Below are 17,778 nucleotides of genomic sequence, written 5' to 3'. Positions count from 1 at the left end.
GGGCCCCGGCGCCAGGCCGGGTGCGGTATCACCCGCGCAGGCGAGCCGCGGCCTCCCGGCCCGGTGCGGCACCCTCGGCGGGCACCGAATCGGGGTCGACCGCCGCCTGCACCACCCGGTCCTCGTCCCCGGCGAGCAGCTCGGCGTCCACCGGCGTGGACCGCTTGAGCAGGGCCAGCGCGATCGGCCCCAGCTCGTGGTGCTGCGCGACGCTGCCGACCCGGCCGACGACCTTCTCGCCGAGTTTCACCGGGTCCCCGGTCTCCGGGTAGATCTCCGGCGAGCCGTCCAGGTGCAGCAGCACCATGCGGCGCGGCGGGCGGCCGACGTTGAACACCTTCGCCACCGTCTCCTGCCCGCGGTAGCAGCCCTTGGCGACGTGCGCGGCGCTGCCGATCCAGTTCACCTCGTGCGGGATCGTCTTGGCGTCGGTGTCCACGCCCAGCCGCGGGCGCAGCGACTCGACCCGCAGCGCGTCGAACGCCCAGGTGCCGGCCGGGCGGGCGCCCGCGTCGGTGAGGCGGCGCCACCAGTCAGCCAGCTCGTCGCGCGGCACGGCCAGGTCGACGCTGGACCGGCCCGGCCACGGCATCCGGCGGGCGAAGCCGGCGCCCAGCGGCACGACGGAGTACGGCTCCGCGCCGAGCGAAATGTCCAAAGCGGACAGCACCCGGTCGGCCTCCGGTCCCAGCACGGTGAGGATCGCCAGTTCGTCGCTGACATCGGTGATCTCCACCTGCGACCAGAACTTCATCGCCTCGAGGTACTCGCGCAGCGTCTGCTTGCCGCCCTTGGGCAGCGCGCTGGTGGCCTCCGCCCCCGGATCGCTGTCCAGGTACACGGCTTCGCCGGTGTGCGCGAGGACCATGTGCGTGTCGACGTGCCCCTGGCTGTCCAGCACCAGCGCCTCGGTGCCGCTGCCCCCGGCCAGCTCCGTGACGTGCTGGGAGATCACCAGGTGCAGCCAGGACAGGCGCTCGGGGCCGGTCACCTTCAGCACCTCGCGGTGCGAGCGGTCGACCACGGCCACGCTGCGCGCGGCGGTGCGCTGCTCGGCGAACGGGTCGCCCCAGTGCCAGGGCACGCCCTGCTCGGGGTGGTCGTCCGGCGGCGCGATGGCGCCCGGCGCGGCGAGGAGCGGAGAAACGAGCGGCATACCCCGATGTTAGGTGAGTACGGTTGGCCCATGCGCGTACTCGCTTTTCTGGACGGGTCACTGGCCGATCCCGACGAACCGCACATCCGGGTGGAAGACCTCGGCCTGATGCGCGGCGACGGCGTCTTCGAAACGATCCTGGTCGCCGACGGCAAGGCGCGCGAGCTGCGCCCGCACCTGGACCGGATGGCCCGGTCGGCGTCGATGCTGGACCTGCCGGAGCCGGACGACGCGGCCTGGCAGCGGGCCGCGCGGACGGTGATCGACAACTGGTCCGGCAGCCGCGAGTTCGCGCTGAAGCTCGTCTACACGCGCGGGGTCGACCCGGAGGGTGAACCGACGGCCTTCGCGCTCGGGATCGAAATCGACCCGAAGGTGTTGCGTGCCCGCGAAGACGGGGTCGCGGTGGTGACCCTGGAGCGCGGCATCGACCCGGGGCTGGCCGAGCGCGCGCCGTGGCTGCTGCTGGGCGCGAAGTCCCTGTCCTACGCGGTCAACATGGCCGCCGTGCGGGAGGCGGCCCGCCGCGGCGCGGACGACGTCATCTTCACCGCCAGCGACTTCAGCTCGGTGCTGGAGGGCCCGACCTCGAACGTGATCGTGGCGCGCGGCGGCACGCTCTACACGCCGCCTGCCGGGATCGGCATCCTGCCCGGGACCACGCAGGCCGCGGTGTTCCGCGCCGCCGAGCGGGCCGGCTGGTCGACCAAGATCGAGATGATCTCGACCCCCGACCTGCACAGCGCCGACGGCGTGTTCCTCGCGTCCTCGGTGCGGAAGCTGACCCGCGTGCACACCCTGGACCACCAGCCGCTGCGCGACTCCTCGGCGATCCACGCCGAGCTGGCCCGCGCCTACGAAGACCTCTACGCGTAGGGGCGGAAGCGGATCGTCGTGCCCGGCCGGGCCTGCGCGAGCGCGGGCAGCGCCCGTGGCACGACGACGGCGATCACCGGGTAGCCGCCGGTGGTCGGGTGGTCGGCGAGGAACACGACCGGCAGGCCGTTGGGCGGCACCTGGATCGCGCCGGTGATGACGCCCTCGCTGGGCAGCTCCGCGCCCTCGCACGCGTCCGTGCGCCGCAGCGCGGGACCGTCCAGGCGGAGGCCGACGCGGTTGGACTCGCTGGTGACCGTCCACGGCGCCGACAGCTGGTGGGCGGCGTCGCCGAACCAGTCGTCGCGCGGGCCGAGGACGACCGGGACCACCAGGTCGGACGGGTTCGGCGGGGCAGTGACGGTGTCGGCGCCGTCCGGGATCCCGCTGGGCTCGCCCAGCGGCAGCACGGTGCCCGGCTCCAGCGGCGGCGGGCCGATCTCGGACAGCACGTCCCGCGACCGGCTGCCCAGCTCGGGTTCGACGTCGATGCCGCCGGAGACCGCGAGGTAACAGCGCAGCCCGGTGTCCGGCCGCCCGATGGTCAGGGTCTGCCCGGCGGTGAGGTGGACCGGCACGTGCGAGCCGGCCGGGCGGCCGTCCACGGTGACCGCGACCGCCGGGCCGGTGACCGCGACCGTGCAGGACGAGCGGGCCGTCACAGCGAGGCCGCCGAGCAGCGCCTCGATCCCGGCCGCGTCCTCCGGGTTGCCGGCCAGTCGGTTCGCCAGCCGCAGCGCCGGGACGTCGAGCGCGCCGGACGGCGGGACGCCGAGGTGGGCGTGTCCGGGGCGGCCCAGGTCCTGCACGAGCGCGAGCGGACCGGTCGCGACGACCTCCAGCGCGCGGCTCACCGGATGCTCCGGAACCGGACCCGGTCGCCGGGCGCGAGCAGCGCGGGCCGCGGCGCGCGGCTGTCGAACAGGACGGCGTCGGTGTGCCCGAGCAGGCGCCACCCGCCGGGCGACGAGCGCGGGTAGACGCCGGTGAACTCGCCGGCGATCGCGACCGACCCGGCCGGCACTCGCGTGCGTGGAGTGTCCAAACGCGACTGCCGGAGCGGTTCGGGCAGTCCGGTGAGGTAGCCGAAGCCGGGGGCGAACCCGGTGAACGCGACGGTGTAGGTGGCGCCGGTGTGCAGCTCGACCACCTCGTCGGCGCTGACGCCCGCGGTGCGGGCGACCAGGTCGAGGTCCTCGCCGTCGTAGCGCACGTCGATGGTGATCTCCCGCGACTCGCCGCCGTCGGTGGCGTCGAGGTCGGCCGATTCGACGAGCTCGCGCGCCTGGGCGAGCCCAGTGGAGCCGGGACGCGCGGCGATGAGGACGGTGCGCGCGCCGGGCACGACCTCGACGAGATCGGGCAGGCCCGCGGCGACCACGGCGGCGCGGACGGCGCTCATCTCGGCGAGCGACTCGCACTCGACGAGCGCGGCGTCCGGGCCGTAGCGCAGCCAGCGCACGGGCGCTAGCCCACTACGCGCTTGAGGTACAACGAGACGTGGGGCTGCATGGGCTCGCCGACCATGGCGCGCTCCTCGACGTAGCCGAGGTCGCCGTTGTTGACCAGGCCGTAGAGCCGCTGCGCGCCGGTGACCTCCTTGGCCGTGGAGGTGCGCACGACCGCGTCGGTGCCCAGCTCCCAGGACGTCTGGGTGCGCGGCTTGCCGTAGAAGACCTCGATGATGCCGGTGTTGTGGGCCAGCAGCAGTTCGAGCGTGTCGTCGGCCTGCGGGCGCCACCAGCCGACCTCGCGGGCGGCGGCGCGGATCACGTTGCCGTCGTCGTCGAGCAGCCACGAGCGGGCCTCGTGGTAGAGGAACGGGCGGCCGTCGTGCGCGATGGTGAGCTGCTGGGCGATCCGGCGGGGACCCTCGATGGTCGGGTAGTTGACCTCGCCCTCCCCGCGCCACACGCCGACGAGCGGCAGCAGCGCCAGGCAGGCGTCGTTCAGGTTCGCGCCCTCACGCAGGTTCGCGGTGTCCACCGGGATCGGCAGGTCGTCGAACTGCGGGAGGTTGCGTCCGCGCGTCGACTCGGCCCGCTCGGCGGCGGCCGCGACGGCGTCATCGCCGGACGTCATCGGTCAGCGCTGGTCGGCGTACAGCCGGTAGACGACGTACACGGTGAACCAGAGGATCGCGATGGCGGCGAGCACCAACAGCGTCGTAAACAGGATCTCCACGTCCAGCAGGATAGCCGCTGCCAGGGCGTTCACTCGCCCCGCACCCGCGTGGCGAGCACCACGCCCGGCGCCGCGTTCGTCCGGACAAGACGACGGCCACCCCCGCGGCGTGCGCGGGGGTGGCCGTTGCCGGAAATCGTCAGCCGACCGAGATGGCGACCTGGTGCAGGCCGGGGCCCTCGGCGGTCACCGAGGCCTCGCCGTTGCCCGAGCGGTGCAGGGCGCGCACCGTCCAGGCGCCGGGCGCGGCGTAGAACCGGAAGTCGCCCTCGGGGGAGGCCTGGACCTCGCCCGCGAAGTCGCCGTCACCGTTCAGCAGGCGCACGTAGGCACCGCCGATCGGGCCGTCGCTGCCGGTGACCTTGCCGGCCACCACGACCTGCCCGTTCGTGTCGATGTCCGCGGGCGTCGCCGTCTGCACCGGCGCGCCGCAACCGTCAGCACTCATCGTCACTTCCCCGTTCCGGTTTCGATCGGCACGCCGACCAGCGAGCCGTACTCGGTCCACGAACCGTCGTAGTTCTTCACGTCCTCGAGCCCGATCAGCTCGTGCAGCGCGAACCAGGTGTGGCTGGAGCGCTCGCCGATGCGGCAGTAGGCGATGGTCGCCTTGGACGTGTCCAGGCCGGCCTCCGCGTAGAGCTCCTTGAGCTCCTCGGCGGTCTTGAAGGTGCCGTCCTCGTTCGCGGTCTTGGCCCACGGCACGTTCAGCGCCGTCGGGATGTGGCCGCCGCGCTGCGCCGACTCCTGCGGCAGGTGCGCCGGGGCCAGCAGCTTGCCGGAGAACTCGTCGGGCGAGCGGACGTCGACCAGGTTCTTGGCGCCGATCGCGTCGACGACCTCGTCACGGAAGGCGCGGATGGAGGTGTCCGGCTCCTTGGCGACGTAGTTGGTGCGCTCGCGCTTGACCTCCTCGGAGGTCAGCTCGCGGCCGTCCAGCTCCCACTTCTTGCGGCCGCCGTCGAGCAGCTTGACCTTGTCGTGGCCGTACAGCTTGAAGTACCAGTAGGCGTAGGCGGCGAACCAGTTGTTGTTGCCGCCGTACAGGACGACGAGGTCGTCGTTGGAGATGCCCTTCTCCGACAGCAGGGCCTCGAACCCGGCCTTGTCGACGAAGTCGCGGCGGACCGGGTCCTGCAGCTCGGTCTTCCAGTCGATCTTGACCGCACCGCGGATGTGGCCGCCGTCGTAGGCGGTGGTGTCCTCGTCCACCTCGGCGAAGACCACGCCGGGGGTGTTCAGGTTCTCCTCGGCCCACTGCGTGGTGACCAGGACGTCTTCACGGCTCATGAGAGCACTACTCGCTTTCTTCTTCTCGTGGGTGGACTTGTCAGGAAGCCTGGCTCGGCGCCACGCGCCGGATCAGGAGGTACATCTCGCAGCCGAGGCAGAAGTTGAAGGCCGCGTTGAGGAAGGCCGCGAACAGCGCGAACGCCGTCGCGACGATGCCGAGCGCGGTGACCCCGGTGGCGTAGCCGATGGTGCCGACCAGCGCGAACGCGAACCCGACCGCCTGGGCGAACCGCAGCGGCGCCGCGTCCTCCCGCTCGGACGTCGGCGCGAGCCGGGGCGCCACGAGGTAGCGGTAGATCAGCGAGTACGGGGCCGGCTTGAGCCCGATGAACGCGCCGATCGCGAACACGACCGTCTGGACGGCCAGCAACGGCCACCACCCCGTGATCAGGACCACCGCGAGCACGACGGTCGTGATGACGGCCGCGAAGCGCGGTCCACGGGGGTCTACGGCTGGGCCTGCTGACATGTCACCTCCCTGGCGGGGCGCGCGTGAGCGCGCGTCGGAACTGGATTTTTCCGGCGGGGGGAGTGCGGGTACGGCTGAGGCGGACCCGCTAGAGCAGACACAGGCTGCTGCGCACGCGGCAGAAGTCGACCGCGCGACGTTGCGTCAGCAGAGTTAGTGGCAGCCTGCACACGAGCGTCAGGCTACCCGGACGTCCCTGAAAGTGGGAGGGGTGTCCACCCACTGAGAGCATTCCCACGATCCAAGAAAATAATTCCGCCCTGCTCAGCCGAGGTGAGGCCGCCGGGAGAGGCGCCGGGGGCGACTGGAACACGTTCTAGTTCCGGCGGTCCGGCAGGTGGGGCATCGCCGCTGGCGGGGTCGACTGGCCGGGCTGAGTGCTGGTCGGGCCGAGTGCGGCGGTGAAGGTGGCGCAGCCAGCGGCAGGCCGCGTCTGGCAGGGACGCTGCCCACTTTCGATGTGCGCGGGCCACCGCTCACCCGGATCACGCGCCCATGGCGGACCAGCGGCAAACCCTCGGCTAGTCCGGCGCCCGCGACGGCCAAGTGCGACCGCCGCAGCGACGGTGGCGCAACCAGCGGCAAGCCGCGTCTGGCAGGGACGCTGCCCAGCTCTTCGATGTGCGGGCCACCGCTCACCCGGATCGCGCGCCCCTGGCGGACCAGCGGCAGGCCCTCGGCTAGTCCGTCACCCGCGACGGCCAAGTGCGACCGCGGCAGCGACGGTGCCGCAGCCCGCGGCAAGCCGCGTCTGGCAGGGATGCTGCCCAGCTTTTCGATGTGCGCGGGCCACCGCACGCCCGGATCACGCGCCCCTGGCGGACCAGCGGCAAGCCCTCGGCTAGTCCGTCACCCGCGACGGCCAAGTGCGACCGCGGCAGCGACGGTCGATGCAGCCCAGCTTTCGATGTGCGCGGGCCACCGCTCACCCCGATTACGCGCCCGTGGCGGACCAGCGGCAAGTCCCCGGCTAGTCCGTCACCCGCGAGGCCAGGTGCGGCCGCAGCGCCTCGAGCAGCGCGGGGGCCTTCGGGACGCCCCCGACGCGCAGCAGCTCGGTGCCGTCGGCGCGGTAGGCGATCGTGGTGGGCGTGCGCAGCACACCCAGCGCCTGCGCGACCTCCGGCTGGTTCGTCACGTCGAGGTCGACGTGGGCCAGGCCGTCGGTGCGCTCGGCCAGCGGGCCGAGCAGGGCGCGGGTGTGCCGGCACGGGGTGCAGAACGTGGTGGAGATCTGCACCAGGGTGACCTCGGCGCCGGTGTCCAGCGCCGCGGCGACGGGCGCGGGCAGACCGGCCGCCGGCGCGCGGTGAGCTGCCCGGACGCGCCCGTTGCGCGCCTTGAGCAGCCCGCCGGCTACGGCCGCGACCACCAGCGTGCTGAGCACGACCCACACGCCCGTCATCAGCGCCTCACCCTCCGGTTGAGCTGGTCGCCCCGCTGAACGTCACGTTCTTGGCCTCACCCTTGATGGTGACCGAACCGCTGTTCACCTGTACCGCCGTCGGGGTGACCTCGAACGGGAGGTTGCCGGTGTCGATCGTGGCCTTGAAGTTCGGCAGCAGGGCCTGCTGCACTGCTTCGGGAACAACGGTCGTCTCCTTGTCATTCCCGTACTGCAGCCGCTTCGGGACGATGTCGATCGCGGTGCCGTGCAGCTCGATCATGGCGAAGCAGAAGATCTCGATGCGCTGACCGGCGATCTGCACGTACCCGGAGATCCGGATACCGGCCTTCGACTGGTCCTGCTGCTCCTCCTCGGAGGTGCCGTCCTGGCCCTGCTGGTCGCCGGAGCCGCTGTCGGTGCCGCTCTCGGCGTCCTGGCCGGTCTCCACGTACTCGATGCTCGACGGCTCGATCCGCAGGTCCTCGACCTTGGTCAGCGGGTCCACCTTGTTGATGTCGCTGGCCTTGATCGTCACCTGCGCCTCGAGGCGGCCGATGTTGATCGCGTCGGTGTTGCCGTTCACCAGGTCCGACAGCGGCGCGGCGACGTCGTAGAGATCGGCCGTCACGCCGACGTCCTGCAGGTCCTTGATCGGCACCCCGGACGCGGACAGCGAGATGTGGCCGTAGTCGCCGCCGATCGCCTGGGTGGTGAACGGGAAGCCGTGGATCGTCACGGACGGGTCGTCGGTCAGCTTCAGCTGCTCGCGGGCCTTCTGCGACACCGTGTGCTCGGCGAACGCGGCGAGCCCGAAATCGGCCCCGACCAGCAGCGCGAGCAACACGACGAGACTGATGACGATGCGCCGGGCACGGCGTCCACGGCGGCGCGATCCCGCTGGTGGCACGGCTCGATCCTGGGTCGCAGGTCTGCTCACTCTTGGTGTCCGATCTGTCTTGTATCCGGGTCCTGGACAGCCCGAGGCTATGGGGCACCAGTGTGACGTCAGTGTGACGGAGGCTGCAGAGCAGGTGGTTTCTCCCTGTTCACCCGCTAGTCTTGTCCGCTAAGACCAGGGGCGCTCAAGGCTACGGACTAGCAAGAAGGCGGTGTGGCGATGAGCCTGGACCTGCTCGTACTCACTTCCGAGGCGGAGGCCACTGCCGTCCTTCCAGCCCTTGACCTGCTTCCGCACACGGTACGCGTCCGCGCGCCGGAGGTCACCGCGCTCCTCGACGCGGGACACCGGGACGTCATCCTGCTCGACGCGCGCACCGACCTCGCGTCCGCGAAGAGCCTCTGCCGCCTGCTCAAGGGCACCGGCGAGGACGAGGGCAGCACCCCGATCATCGCGGTCATCGGCGAAGGCGGCCTGGTCGCGGTCAGCGCCGAGTGGCGCACCGACGACATCCTGCTGCCCACCGCGGGCCCGGCCGAGGTCGACGCCCGGCTGCGGCTGGCGACCACCCGCGACGGCGGCGCCACCCAGGTGGACACCGAGCTGCGGGTCGGCGACCTGGTGATCGACGAGGCGACCTACACCGCGCGCCTGCGCCGCCGCACCCTCGAGCTCACCTACAAGGAGTTCGAGCTGCTCAAGTACCTCGCCCAGCACGCCGGCCGGGTCTTCACCCGCGCCCAGCTGCTGCAGGAGGTCTGGGGCTACGACTTCTTCGGTGGCACCCGCACGGTCGACGTGCACGTCCGGCGGCTGCGCGCCAAGCTCGGCCCCGAGCACGAGCAGATGATCGGCACCGTGCGCAACGTCGGCTACAAGTTCGAGCGCCCGGCCAAGTCCGGCGCCAAGCCCGGCGTGACCTCGCTCAACTTCGACCCGAGCGAGCTGTCCTCCGAGTTCTCCACCCCCTGATCCGGGAGAGCGTGGCTTCGTGCTGACCGTGGTGTGGGTCGAGGAACTGGACGAGCGGACCACCCGCGAGGTGCGCGAGTTGCTGCTCGCCGCCCGCGAGGTGGACGGACGGCCGGACGTGTCCCCCGGCGAACCGTTGCCCGGGGAGTTCGCGTCCGGGCCGCACCTGCTCGCCCGCGCCGACGGCGTGCTGGCCGGGTACGCCCACCTGGACGTCTCCGGTGACGCCTTCGGCCGCCAGGTGGCCGAACTGATCGTGCGACCGGACCACCGGCGCCGGGGCGTGGGCACCGAAATGCTGTCCGCGCTCGCCGACCGCGCCGGCGACGCGCCCTTCCGGATCTGGGCGCACGGCGACCACCCGGGTGCCGCGGCCCTGGCCGAACGAGCGGGCTTCTCGCGCGCCCGCGAACTGCTGGTCATGCACACCCCGGTCGACCCGGACTGGCCCGAACCCCGGCTGCCCGAGGGCGTCTCGCTGCGCACCTTCGTGCCCGGCCGGGACGAGCAGGCCGTCATCGAGGTCAACGCGCGTGCCTTCGACTGGCACCCGGAGCAGGGCCGGCTCACCGTCGACGACCTGCGGGCCGAAGAGGCCGCGGACTGGTTCGACGCGGACGGGTTCTTCCTGGCCGAGGACAGCGCGGGCAAGCTGCTCGGCTTCCACTGGACGAAGGTCCACCCGGCCAACCCGCACCGCTTCGGCGGGCGGGAGACCGGCGAGGTCTACGTCGTCGGCGTCGACCCGGGCGCCCAGGGCGGCGGGCTGGGCAGGGCGCTGACCCTGGCCGGCCTGCGCTACCTCCGGGACCGCGGCCTGCCGCAGGTGATCCTGTACGTGGAGGGTGACAACGCGCCCGCGATCGCCGTCTACTCGCGGCTCGGGTTCACCCGGCACGAGGTCGACGTCCAGTACGAACGGTGATCACTGTTCCGTTACGTTAACCCTGCGCCAACCTTCCGTCACGGATCGCGTACCCGCAGGTCACGGGCCGGACACGACGCCCGTTCGAGTGACGTTGTCCCGCTCACATTGGCGGCCTTGTTCACTTTGCGTTCATCTGTACAGAGGCGCGCGTCCACCCGTGCTGCCTAATGTCCGGTTGCGACGAATGGCTTTCAATAGCTGGAGGACATGAAGTGAAGATCATGCGGCCGATGGGTGCTCTCGGCATCGCAGCGAGCGCTGCCCTCGTGCTCGCGGCCTGTGGCACGGACCCGGCCTCGACCGGCAACACCCAGACCTCGGGTGCGGCGACCGCGCCGACCGCGACCGCGAACGTCGAGTGCGGCGGCAAGTCGCCGCTGACCGGCGAGGGTTCGACGGCCCAGAAGACCGCGGTGGACATCTTCGCCCAGCAGTACACCAAGGCCTGCGCCGGCCAGATCGTGAACTACAACGCGACCGGCTCCGGCTCGGGCGTCAAGCAGTTCACCGCGAAGCAGGTCGACTTCGGCGGCTCGGACTCGCCGCTGAAGACCGGTGACGAGCAGACCAAGGCCAACGAGCGCTGCGCCGGTGGCGAGGCGTGGAACCTGCCGCTGGTCGTCGGCCCGGTGGCCATCGCCTACAAGCTGGACGGAGTCTCCTCGCTCACGCTGAACGGCGAGGTCGCGGCCAAGATCTTCAACGGCCAGATCACCAAGTGGAACGACCCGGCCATCGCCGCCCTCAACGCGGGCGTCAACCTGCCGGACAAGCCGATCCAGGTGTTCTCGCGGTCGGACGAGTCGGGCACCACCGACAACTTCCAGACCTACCTCGAGGCCGCCTCGAAGGGCGCCTGGACGCAGGGCACCGGCAAGGCCTTCAAGGGCGGCGTCGGCAACGGCGCCCAGGGCTCCAACGGCGTCGCCTCGGGCATCCGGGCCGCCGACGGCGCCATCGGCTACATCGAGTCGTCCTACGTCAAGGACGGCCTGAGCGCCGCCAAGCTGGACAGCGGCTCCGGCGCCGTCGAGCTGACCCCGGAGAACGTGGCCAAGGCCCTGGACGCGGCCTCGTTCCGCACCCCGGGCAGCAACGACCTGGCCATGGACCTGAAGAAGATCTACGCCAGCAACACCCCGGGTGCCTACCCGCTGCTGCTGACCACGTACGAGATCGTCTGCTCGAAGGGCTACGACGCCGACACCGCCAAGGCGATCAAGGCGTTCCTGACCGTGGCGGCCACCACCGCCCAGCAGCCGATCGCCGAGAAGGGGTTCGTGCCGCTCCCGCAGTCCCTGCAGGAGAAGGTGCTGACCTCGATCAAGGCGATCTCCTGACGCTTGCCGCGATCCCCAGATCGGTTTGCACTGAGTAACTGATGAGCGAGTCACTCGCGAAGGCGGACGCCCACCGGCGACACCGGTGGGCGTCCGCTTGCGTCTAGACCACTCCCGGAGGCCCCCGATTACGGCGCAACCACCGGCCACTGAGCGAACCCCCTCACTGGCCCCACCGAACAAGACCGCGAAGGTGCGGCCGGGTGACCGCATCTTCAAGAACCTGAGCACCGGCGCGGGCATCTTCGTCGTCGCGCTCATCGCGCTGATCGGGATCTTCCTGCTGGTGCAGGCGATTCCCGCACTGGGCGCGAACGAGGTCAACTTCCTCACCTCCCGGATCTGGGAGACCGGCGACCCGAACCACCTGCGGTTCGGCATCCTGGACCTGCTGCTGGTCACCATCTACACCTCGCTGGTGGCCCTGATCATCGCGATGCCGATCTCGCTGGGCATCGCACTGTTCCTGACCCAGTACGCCCCGAAGCGGCTGGCGCGGCCGTTCGCCTACGTCGTCGATCTGCTGGCCGCGGTGCCCTCGATCATCTTCGGCCTGTGGGGCATCCTCGTGCTCGCGCCGGCGATGGCGCCGGTGTCGCAGTGGCTGAACGAGACGCTGGGCTTCATCCCGATCTTCGGCACCGGCAACGTGTTCCCGAACTACTCGGGCACGATCTTCACCGCGGGCGTGGTGCTCGCCGTGATGCTGCTGCCGATCATCACGTCGCTGTCCCGCGAGGTGTTCGAGCGCACGCCGACCGCGCACATCGAAGGCGCGCTCGCGCTCGGCGCCACCCGCTGGGAGGTCATCCGGACGACGGTGCTGCCGTTCGGCAAGGCGGGCTACATCGGCGCGTCGATGCTCGGCCTCGGCCGCGCCCTCGGCGAGACCATCGCGCTGGCCGTCATCCTCTACATCCCGCGCGGGCAGTTCTTCGACTGGAGCGTGTTCGACGGCGGCGCGACCTTCGCGTCGCAGATCGCCGCGAACTACGCCGAGTTCAACAACCCCACGTCCGCCGGTGCCTACATCGCGGCCGGTCTGGTGCTGTTCGTCCTGACCTTCGCGGTGAACTTCGCGGCCCGGTCGATCATCGGCGAGCGGAAGGCGAACTGATGACCACAACGTTGTCCGAGACCGACCGGCTGGCATCGCCGCCGGCGTTCCAGCAGGTCAGCACGGGCCGCAAGGCCAAGAACGCGCTCGCCACCGTGCTGGTGTGGCTGTCGTTCCTGATCGCCGTCGCGCCGCTGGTGTGGGTGCTCTACACGGTGATCGCGAACGGCATCAAGCGCATCCCGTACAGCAACTGGTGGAACCAGGACTTCGGGTCGGTGCTGTCCGACGAGGTCGGCGGTGGTGTCCTGCACGCCATCATCGGCACGCTCGAGCAGGGCCTGATGTGCGCGATCATCTCGGTGCCGCTGGGCCTGCTGGTCGCCATCTACCTGGTCGAGTACGGGCGGAACAGCCGGCTGGCCAAGGTCACCACGTTCATGGTGGACATCCTCTCCGGCGTCCCCTCGATCGTGGCCGCGCTGTTCATCTACGCGCTGTGGATCACCACGCTCGGCCTGCCGCGCAGCGGGTTCGCCGTGTCGCTGGCCCTGGTGCTGCTGATGATCCCGGTCGTGGTGCGGTCGTCGGAGGAGATGCTGCGGATCGTGCCGGACGACCTGCGCGAGGCCTCCTACGCGCTGGGCGTGCCGAAGTGGAAGACGATCATGAAGATCGTGCTGCCGACGGCCCTGTCCGGCATCATCAGCGGCGTCATGATGGCGCTGGCCCGCGTCATGGGCGAGACCGCGCCGCTGCTGGTGCTGGTCGGTTACTCGGCGTACGTCAACTGGGACCTGTTCTACAACAACCAGGCCTCGTTGCCGCTGCTGATGAACACCGAGCGGGCCACGAACTCGATGGAACCGGGTAGCGTCGGTTTCGACCGCATCTGGGGGGCCGCGCTGACCCTCGTCCTCATCATCGCCCTCATCAACCTGATCGCCACGGTGGTCTCCCGCCTGGTCGCCCCGAAGAAGAAGTGAGCGTTCCGCAATGGCCAAGCGAATCGACGTCAAGGACCTCGACATCTACTACGGCAAGTTCCACGCCGTCGACAGCGTCACGCTGTCCGTGCCGCCGCGGAACGTCACGGCCTTCATCGGCCCGTCGGGCTGCGGCAAGTCCACTGTGCTGCGCACGCTGAACCGGATGCACGAGGTCATCCCGGGTGCCCGGGTGGACGGGCAGGTCCTGCTCGACGGCGAGGACATCTACGCGTCCTCGGTGGACCCGGTGCAGGTCCGCCGCACCATCGGCATGGTGTTCCAGCGGCCCAACCCGTTCCCGACGATGTCCATCCGGGACAACGTGGTGGCCGGGCTGCGGCTGGCGGGCACGAAGAACAAGAAGAAGCTCGACGAGATCGCCGAGCGAGCCCTGCGCGGCGCGAACCTGTGGAACGAGGTCAAGGACCGGCTGGGCAAGCCGGGCGGCAGCCTCTCCGGTGGTCAGCAGCAGCGCCTGTGCATCGCGCGGGCCATCGCCGTGCGCCCGGACGTGCTGCTGATGGACGAGCCGTGCTCGGCGCTGGACCCGATCTCGACGCTCGCGATCGAGGACCTGATCGCCGAGCTGAAGAAGGACTACACCATCGTGATCGTCACGCACAACATGCAGCAGGCGGCGCGGGTGTCGGACCAGACGGCGTTCTTCAACCTGGCCGGCGTCGGGCAGCCGGGGCGGCTCGTGGAGATCAACGACACCGAGAAGATCTTCTCGAACCCGAACGAGAAGGCGACCGAGGACTACATCTCGGGCCGGTTCGGCTGATCCCGCGGTTTCGGTGGACCCCCTCGGCTGCGCGCCGTGGGGGTCTCGTCGTTTTCAGGGCGTCCGCGCCACCGGCCGCGAGCCGGGCGCGGTGAGGCCGGCCAGGAGCTGGAGCGCGGTCGCGGCGTCGGAGCCCGCGGGCGCGCTGTAGATCATCATGGTCAGGTCGGGATCGTCCGGGGCGCTCATCGCCACGTAGTCGAGCGCGAGCTCGCCGACCCGGGGGTGGGCGAACCGCTTGCGGCCGCGGGTCTTGCCCCGCACCCCGTGCCCGGCCCACAGGCGGCGGAAGTCGGCGCTGTGCAGGGAGAGTTCGCCCACCAGCTCGGCCAGCAGGGGATCGTCCGGGTGGCGTCCGGCGTCGAAGCGGAGGTTCGCGACGGTGTCACGCGCCTTGCTCTCCCAGTCGGGGTAGAGGTCGCGGGCCGCGTCGTCGAGGAAGACCAGCCGGGCCATGTTCCGCTCGGCCGCGCGCAGGGCGGGGAAGTCCGCGACCAGGACGCGGGCCAGCTCGTTCCAGGCCAGCACGTCCAGGCGGCGTCCGATGAGGTAGGCGGGGACGGTGGTCAGGGCGTCCAGCGCCTGGCGCATCTCGGGGCCGACCTGCTGGCGCCGGGCGGGGCGTTTCCGGGCAGTGGGCTGGGCGAGGTTGTGCAGGTGGGCGGTTTCGTCCGCGTCGAGGCGGAGCGCGCGGGCTACGGCGTCCAGGATGTCGGCGGACACGTTGCGGGCGCGGCCCTGTTCCAGGCGGGTGTAGTAGTCGACGCTCACGCCGGCGAGCAGCGCCAGTTCCTCCCGGCGCAGGCCCGGTACCCGCCGTCGTCCGCCGAAGGTGGCGGCACCGGCGTCGTCCGGGCTCAGGCGGGCGCGGCGCGTCCGCAGGAACTCGGTGAGCTGCTGTGCGCGGTCCATGTGGCCCAGTATTCGCGAAGACGGCGCCGCGGTGCCTGGTTCCGTCAGACCCAGGCTGGGCGAACCTCGGCCGACCGGAGCCCTGGGCCCGGCCGGGCCGGCGCCGCAGGATGGATCACGTCCAGCCAACGACGATCAGGAGTTTCCGCCATGTCGAACACCCTCACCATCATCGCCGGGTTCACCGCCAAGCCCGGGCACGAGCAGCGCCTGCGGGACGAGCTGACCGCGATGATCGAGCCGTCGCTGGCCGAGGACGGCTGCCTGGGCTACCAGCCCTACCCGCACCCGGAGGACCCCAGCCGGATGATCATCGTCGAGGAGTGGGCCGACAGCGCCGCGCTCGACCACCACTTCTCGCTGCCGCACTTCGAGCACGTGGCGCGGGTCCTGGACGAGATCCTCGCCGAGCCGTTCACCCTGCGCCGGCTGACCGACGTGGCGAGTGAGAACAACGCAGCCGCATGATCACCGTCCCGCGGCCGGCCGACAGCGCCGCCCTCCACCAGTCACCGCCACACTTCGAGCACGGCGCACGGGCCTGGAGGAGGTCGTCGCCGAGCCGTTCAGCCTGCGCTGGCTGACCGATGTGGCCTGAACGAGTTCTCACCGGCGGTCTCCCGGCGCGTGAGGCTGCCTGGGCTCCCAGCCCAACCGGCACCCGCAAGACCCCAGGCGGAGTGAGCCGACCGCGCCGCACTCGACCACCCTGCGCCGGCTAACCGGCATCGACTGATCGAGTGCTCCGCGGGCGGTTCCCCGGCACGTGAAGCTGCCTGAGCTACCAGCCCAACCGGCACCCGCAAGCCCCCAGGCGGAGTGGGCCCACCGCGCCGCCCTCCACCAACCGCACCGGCTAACCGGCATCGGCTGATCGAGTGCTCCGCGACTGGTTCGCCGGCACGTGAGGCAAATCCGGTGGGAACTGTCGGTGGGTGCCGCTAGCGTCGGGGTCGTGGTTCAGGTTTTCGTGGACGGTGTCGGCGGGCGGTTGCCCAAGCCCCGGGTGCTCGCCGCGGCCGGGCGTGCCCTGGGCGTCATCCCGCCGCCGCTGCAGGTGCTGATCGGGATCGTCAGCGTGCAGGTGGGCGCCTCGCTCGCCAAACAGCTGTTCGCGGTCACCGGGCCGGCGGGCACGGTCACGCTGCGGTTGTTCTTCGCCGCGCTCGTGCTGCTGCTCGTGTGGCGTCCGGTGCTGCGCTTGGGCCGCCGGGCGCTGCCGGTGGTCCTCGCCTACGGCGTCGTGCTCGGCACCATGAACCTGACCTTCTACCAGGCGCTCGCCCGGATTCCGCAGGGCATCGCGGTCACCATCGAGTTCCTCGGGCCGCTGGCGGTCGCGCTGGCCGGGTCGCGGCGCTGGCTCGACGTGCTGTGGGCGGTGGTCGCCGCGGGCGGCGTCGTTCTGCTCGCCGAGACGCGGGGCGACCTGTCGCTGCTCGGCATCGTGTTCGCGCTGATCGCGGGCGCCTGCTGGGGGCTCTACATCCTGCTCAGCGCGTCCCTGGGCAAGCGCACCGAGGAGGGCAAGGGCCTCGCGCTGGGCATGGCCGTCGCGGCGGTCGCGGCGATGCCGGCGGGCGTGATCGACAGCGGCACGAACCTGCTGTCGCCGTGGGTGCTGCTGATCGGTCTCGCGGTGGCGCTGCTGTCGTCGGTCGTCCCGTACTCGCTCGAGCTGGAGGCGCTGCGCAAGATCCCGCCGCGGGTGTTCGGCATCCTGATGAGCCTCGAACCGGCCGTCGCGGCGCTGTCCGGGCTGCTGGTGCTGGGTGAGGCCCTGCACCCGCTGCAGTGGCTGGCGATCTGCTGCGTGGTGGCGGCCTCGATCGGGGCGACCCGTTCGGTGCGCGATGCGCCCTGATCGGTCTCGGTAGGCTGGTCGCATGACCGTGCTCGACGAAGTCAGCCACTCAGCTGCGCTGCTTCGGACGCTCCAGCGCGAACTCATGGTCTACAAGTTCGGCATCGACGAGCTGATGACCAAGCTGCGGATCCTGTCCGAGGAGTTCGACTTCGCCAACCAGCACGACCCGATCGAGCACCTGGCGAGCCGCGTCAAGTCGCCCGAGGCGATCCTCGACAAGCTCGCCCGCAAGGGCATCGAACCGAGCATCGAGGCGATCCGCGAGCACATCGAGGACGTCGCCGGCATCCGCGTCGTGTGCCCGTTCGTGCCGGACGTCTACCTGGTCGCCGAGATGCTCGGTCGCCAGGACGACGTCGAGATCGTCCGCACCAAGGACTACATCGCCGCGCCCAAGCCGAACGGCTACCGCAGCCTGCACCTGATCGTGCGGATCCCGGTGTTCCTGTCCGACCGGGTCGAGCGGGTCAAGGTGGAGATCCAGATGCGCACGGTCGGGATGGACTTCTGGGCGGCGGTTGAGCACAAGCTGTTCTACAAGTACGCCGGCACCGCGCCGGCCGACTTCGCCGACGAGCTGCGCGCCGCCGCGGAGACCGCCGCCGACCTGGACGCGCGGATGACCGCCCTGCACCAGCGCCTGCAGGGCGGTCAGTCCTAGCTCTG

General features: G+C 70.9%; 20 protein-coding genes. 10 read left to right on the top strand and 10 right to left on the bottom strand.

Features of this window, described 5'->3' with window-relative positions:
• Positions 1 to 28: 28 nt before the first annotated feature.
• The gene (ygfZ, locus tag IE290_RS25750) at positions 29 to 1,156 is read right to left on the bottom strand and encodes a CAF17-like 4Fe-4S cluster assembly/insertion protein YgfZ (protein ID WP_191247247.1); all 1,128 of its coding nucleotides are present in this window, start codon (positions 1,154 to 1,156) and stop codon (positions 29 to 31) included.
• A gap of 30 nt (positions 1,157 to 1,186) precedes the next feature.
• Here ygfZ and IE290_RS25745 point away from each other — a divergent pair, with 30 nt between their 5' ends.
• Positions 1,187 to 2,032 carry an aminodeoxychorismate lyase gene (locus IE290_RS25745; protein ID WP_191247246.1) on the top strand — a complete coding sequence of 282 codons (846 nt, stop codon included), beginning with the start codon at positions 1,187 to 1,189 and terminating at the stop codon, positions 2,030 to 2,032.
• On the opposite strand, the gene IE290_RS25740 is transcribed toward IE290_RS25745, so the two are convergent.
• The 8 genes from IE290_RS25740 to IE290_RS25705 form a co-directional block, all read right to left on the bottom strand.
• On the bottom strand, positions 2,023 to 2,886 hold the full coding sequence (locus IE290_RS25740) for a 5-oxoprolinase subunit C family protein (protein ID WP_191247245.1): 864 nt from the start codon (positions 2,884 to 2,886) through the stop codon (positions 2,023 to 2,025). The genes IE290_RS25745 and IE290_RS25740 overlap by 10 nt on opposite strands.
• Entirely contained in the window at positions 2,883 to 3,494 is a 612-nt protein-coding gene (gene pxpB / locus IE290_RS25735) for a 5-oxoprolinase subunit PxpB (RefSeq protein ID WP_191247244.1), read from the bottom strand. Before pxpB ends, IE290_RS25740 begins: the two co-directional genes overlap by 4 nt.
• A gap of 5 nt (positions 3,495 to 3,499) precedes the next feature.
• Positions 3,500 to 4,114 (bottom strand): heme-binding beta-barrel domain-containing protein, encoded by a 615-nt coding sequence (locus IE290_RS25730; RefSeq protein ID WP_191247243.1) that lies wholly within the window; start codon positions 4,112 to 4,114, stop codon positions 3,500 to 3,502.
• Positions 4,115 to 4,355: 241 nt separating this feature from the next.
• A complete protein-coding gene (locus IE290_RS25725) occupies positions 4,356 to 4,664 on the bottom strand; it encodes a DUF1416 domain-containing protein (protein ID WP_094003170.1) in 309 nt (102 codons plus the stop codon).
• Positions 4,665 to 4,666: 2 nt separating this feature from the next.
• On the bottom strand, positions 4,667 to 5,506 hold the full coding sequence (locus IE290_RS25720) for a sulfurtransferase (RefSeq protein ID WP_191247242.1): 840 nt from the start codon (positions 5,504 to 5,506) through the stop codon (positions 4,667 to 4,669).
• Positions 5,507 to 5,546: 40 nt separating this feature from the next.
• Positions 5,547 to 5,978 carry a DUF4395 domain-containing protein gene (locus IE290_RS25715; RefSeq protein WP_191247241.1) on the bottom strand — a complete coding sequence of 144 codons (432 nt, stop codon included), beginning with the start codon at positions 5,976 to 5,978 and terminating at the stop codon, positions 5,547 to 5,549.
• 970 nt (positions 5,979 to 6,948) lie between these two features.
• Entirely contained in the window at positions 6,949 to 7,383 is a 435-nt protein-coding gene (locus tag IE290_RS25710; protein ID WP_191247240.1) for a TlpA family protein disulfide reductase, read from the bottom strand.
• A gap of 7 nt (positions 7,384 to 7,390) precedes the next feature.
• Positions 7,391 to 8,272 (bottom strand): LmeA family phospholipid-binding protein, encoded by an 882-nt coding sequence (locus tag IE290_RS25705; RefSeq protein ID WP_229874701.1) that lies wholly within the window; start codon positions 8,270 to 8,272, stop codon positions 7,391 to 7,393.
• Between the two features lie 210 nt (positions 8,273 to 8,482).
• On the opposite strand from IE290_RS25705, the gene IE290_RS25700 reads away from it, so the two are divergent.
• The 6 genes from IE290_RS25700 (at position 8,483) to pstB (ending at position 14,333) form a co-directional block, all read left to right on the top strand.
• Entirely contained in the window at positions 8,483 to 9,235 is a 753-nt protein-coding gene (locus tag IE290_RS25700) for a winged helix-turn-helix transcriptional regulator (RefSeq protein ID WP_191247238.1), read from the top strand.
• A 19-nt stretch (positions 9,236 to 9,254) separates the two neighbouring features.
• Positions 9,255 to 10,160, top strand: a complete 906-nt coding sequence (mshD, locus tag IE290_RS25695) for a mycothiol synthase (RefSeq protein ID WP_191247237.1) — start codon at positions 9,255 to 9,257, stop codon at positions 10,158 to 10,160.
• Positions 10,161 to 10,375: 215 nt separating this feature from the next.
• A complete protein-coding gene (gene pstS / locus IE290_RS25690) occupies positions 10,376 to 11,503 on the top strand; it encodes a phosphate ABC transporter substrate-binding protein PstS (RefSeq protein WP_191247236.1) in 1,128 nt (375 codons plus the stop codon).
• Between the two features lie 193 nt (positions 11,504 to 11,696).
• Complete coding sequence (gene pstC / locus IE290_RS25685; RefSeq protein ID WP_191247235.1) at positions 11,697 to 12,620, top strand: phosphate ABC transporter permease subunit PstC; 924 nt, start codon at positions 11,697 to 11,699, stop codon at positions 12,618 to 12,620.
• A complete protein-coding gene (gene pstA / locus IE290_RS25680; RefSeq protein ID WP_191247234.1) occupies positions 12,620 to 13,546 on the top strand; it encodes a phosphate ABC transporter permease PstA in 927 nt (308 codons plus the stop codon). The genes pstC and pstA overlap by 1 nt, the downstream gene beginning before the upstream one ends.
• A 10-nt stretch (positions 13,547 to 13,556) precedes the next feature.
• Positions 13,557 to 14,333, top strand: a complete 777-nt coding sequence (gene pstB, locus IE290_RS25675; RefSeq protein ID WP_191247233.1) for a phosphate ABC transporter ATP-binding protein PstB — start codon at positions 13,557 to 13,559, stop codon at positions 14,331 to 14,333.
• Between the two features lie 54 nt (positions 14,334 to 14,387).
• Here pstB and IE290_RS25670 read toward each other — a convergent pair whose 3' ends face one another.
• On the bottom strand, positions 14,388 to 15,245 hold the full coding sequence (locus tag IE290_RS25670; RefSeq protein ID WP_191247232.1) for a helix-turn-helix domain-containing protein: 858 nt from the start codon (positions 15,243 to 15,245) through the stop codon (positions 14,388 to 14,390).
• Between the two features lie 150 nt (positions 15,246 to 15,395).
• Here IE290_RS25670 and IE290_RS25665 point away from each other — a divergent pair, with 150 nt between their 5' ends.
• From IE290_RS25665 to IE290_RS25655, 3 genes are all read left to right on the top strand, one after another.
• The gene (locus IE290_RS25665; RefSeq protein WP_191247231.1) at positions 15,396 to 15,713 is read left to right on the top strand and encodes a putative quinol monooxygenase; all 318 of its coding nucleotides are present in this window, start codon (positions 15,396 to 15,398) and stop codon (positions 15,711 to 15,713) included.
• Between the two features lie 487 nt (positions 15,714 to 16,200).
• Positions 16,201 to 17,109: an EamA family transporter gene (locus IE290_RS25660; protein ID WP_373300511.1), complete on the top strand. Its 909-nt coding sequence runs from the start codon at positions 16,201 to 16,203 to the stop codon at positions 17,107 to 17,109.
• Positions 17,110 to 17,131: 22 nt separating this feature from the next.
• Positions 17,132 to 17,773 carry a GTP pyrophosphokinase gene (locus tag IE290_RS25655; RefSeq protein ID WP_191247230.1) on the top strand — a complete coding sequence of 214 codons (642 nt, stop codon included), beginning with the start codon at positions 17,132 to 17,134 and terminating at the stop codon, positions 17,771 to 17,773.
• Positions 17,774 to 17,778 lie beyond the last annotated feature (5 nt).

It is taken from the genome of Amycolatopsis deserti, from assembly GCF_014653945.1.
Classification (GTDB): Bacteria; Actinomycetota; Actinomycetes; order Mycobacteriales; family Pseudonocardiaceae; genus Amycolatopsis_E; species Amycolatopsis_E deserti.
The sequence above is the reverse complement of the archived record's forward strand: the minus strand, read 5'-3'. Positions and strand labels throughout refer to the sequence as shown.

Bases quoted from the DNA above. Each gene is read 5' to 3' on its own strand.
- IE290_RS25745 (WP_191247246.1), top strand. From the start codon at position 1,187: ATGCGCGTACTCGCTTTTCTGGACGGGTCACTGGCCGATCCCGACGAA.
- IE290_RS25715 (WP_191247241.1), bottom strand. From the start codon at position 5,978: ATGTCAGCAGGCCCAGCCGTAGACCCCCGTGGACCGCGCTTCGCGGCC.
- IE290_RS25720 (WP_191247242.1), bottom strand. From the start codon at position 5,506: ATGAGCCGTGAAGACGTCCTGGTCACCACGCAGTGGGCCGAGGAGAAC.
- IE290_RS25700 (WP_191247238.1), top strand. From the start codon at position 8,483: ATGAGCCTGGACCTGCTCGTACTCACTTCCGAGGCGGAGGCCACTGCC.
- IE290_RS25710 (WP_191247240.1), bottom strand. From the start codon at position 7,383: ATGACGGGCGTGTGGGTCGTGCTCAGCACGCTGGTGGTCGCGGCCGTA.
- IE290_RS25665 (WP_191247231.1), top strand. From the start codon at position 15,396: ATGTCGAACACCCTCACCATCATCGCCGGGTTCACCGCCAAGCCCGGG.
- IE290_RS25725 (WP_094003170.1), bottom strand. From the start codon at position 4,664: ATGAGTGCTGACGGTTGCGGCGCGCCGGTGCAGACGGCGACGCCCGCG.
- IE290_RS25655 (WP_191247230.1), top strand. From the start codon at position 17,132: ATGACCGTGCTCGACGAAGTCAGCCACTCAGCTGCGCTGCTTCGGACG.
- IE290_RS25670 (WP_191247232.1), bottom strand. From the start codon at position 15,245: ATGGACCGCGCACAGCAGCTCACCGAGTTCCTGCGGACGCGCCGCGCC.
- IE290_RS25730 (WP_191247243.1), bottom strand. From the start codon at position 4,114: ATGACGTCCGGCGATGACGCCGTCGCGGCCGCCGCCGAGCGGGCCGAG.
- pstB (WP_191247233.1), top strand. From the start codon at position 13,557: ATGGCCAAGCGAATCGACGTCAAGGACCTCGACATCTACTACGGCAAG.
- ygfZ (WP_191247247.1), bottom strand. From the start codon at position 1,156: ATGCCGCTCGTTTCTCCGCTCCTCGCCGCGCCGGGCGCCATCGCGCCG.
- pstA (WP_191247234.1), top strand. From the start codon at position 12,620: ATGACCACAACGTTGTCCGAGACCGACCGGCTGGCATCGCCGCCGGCG.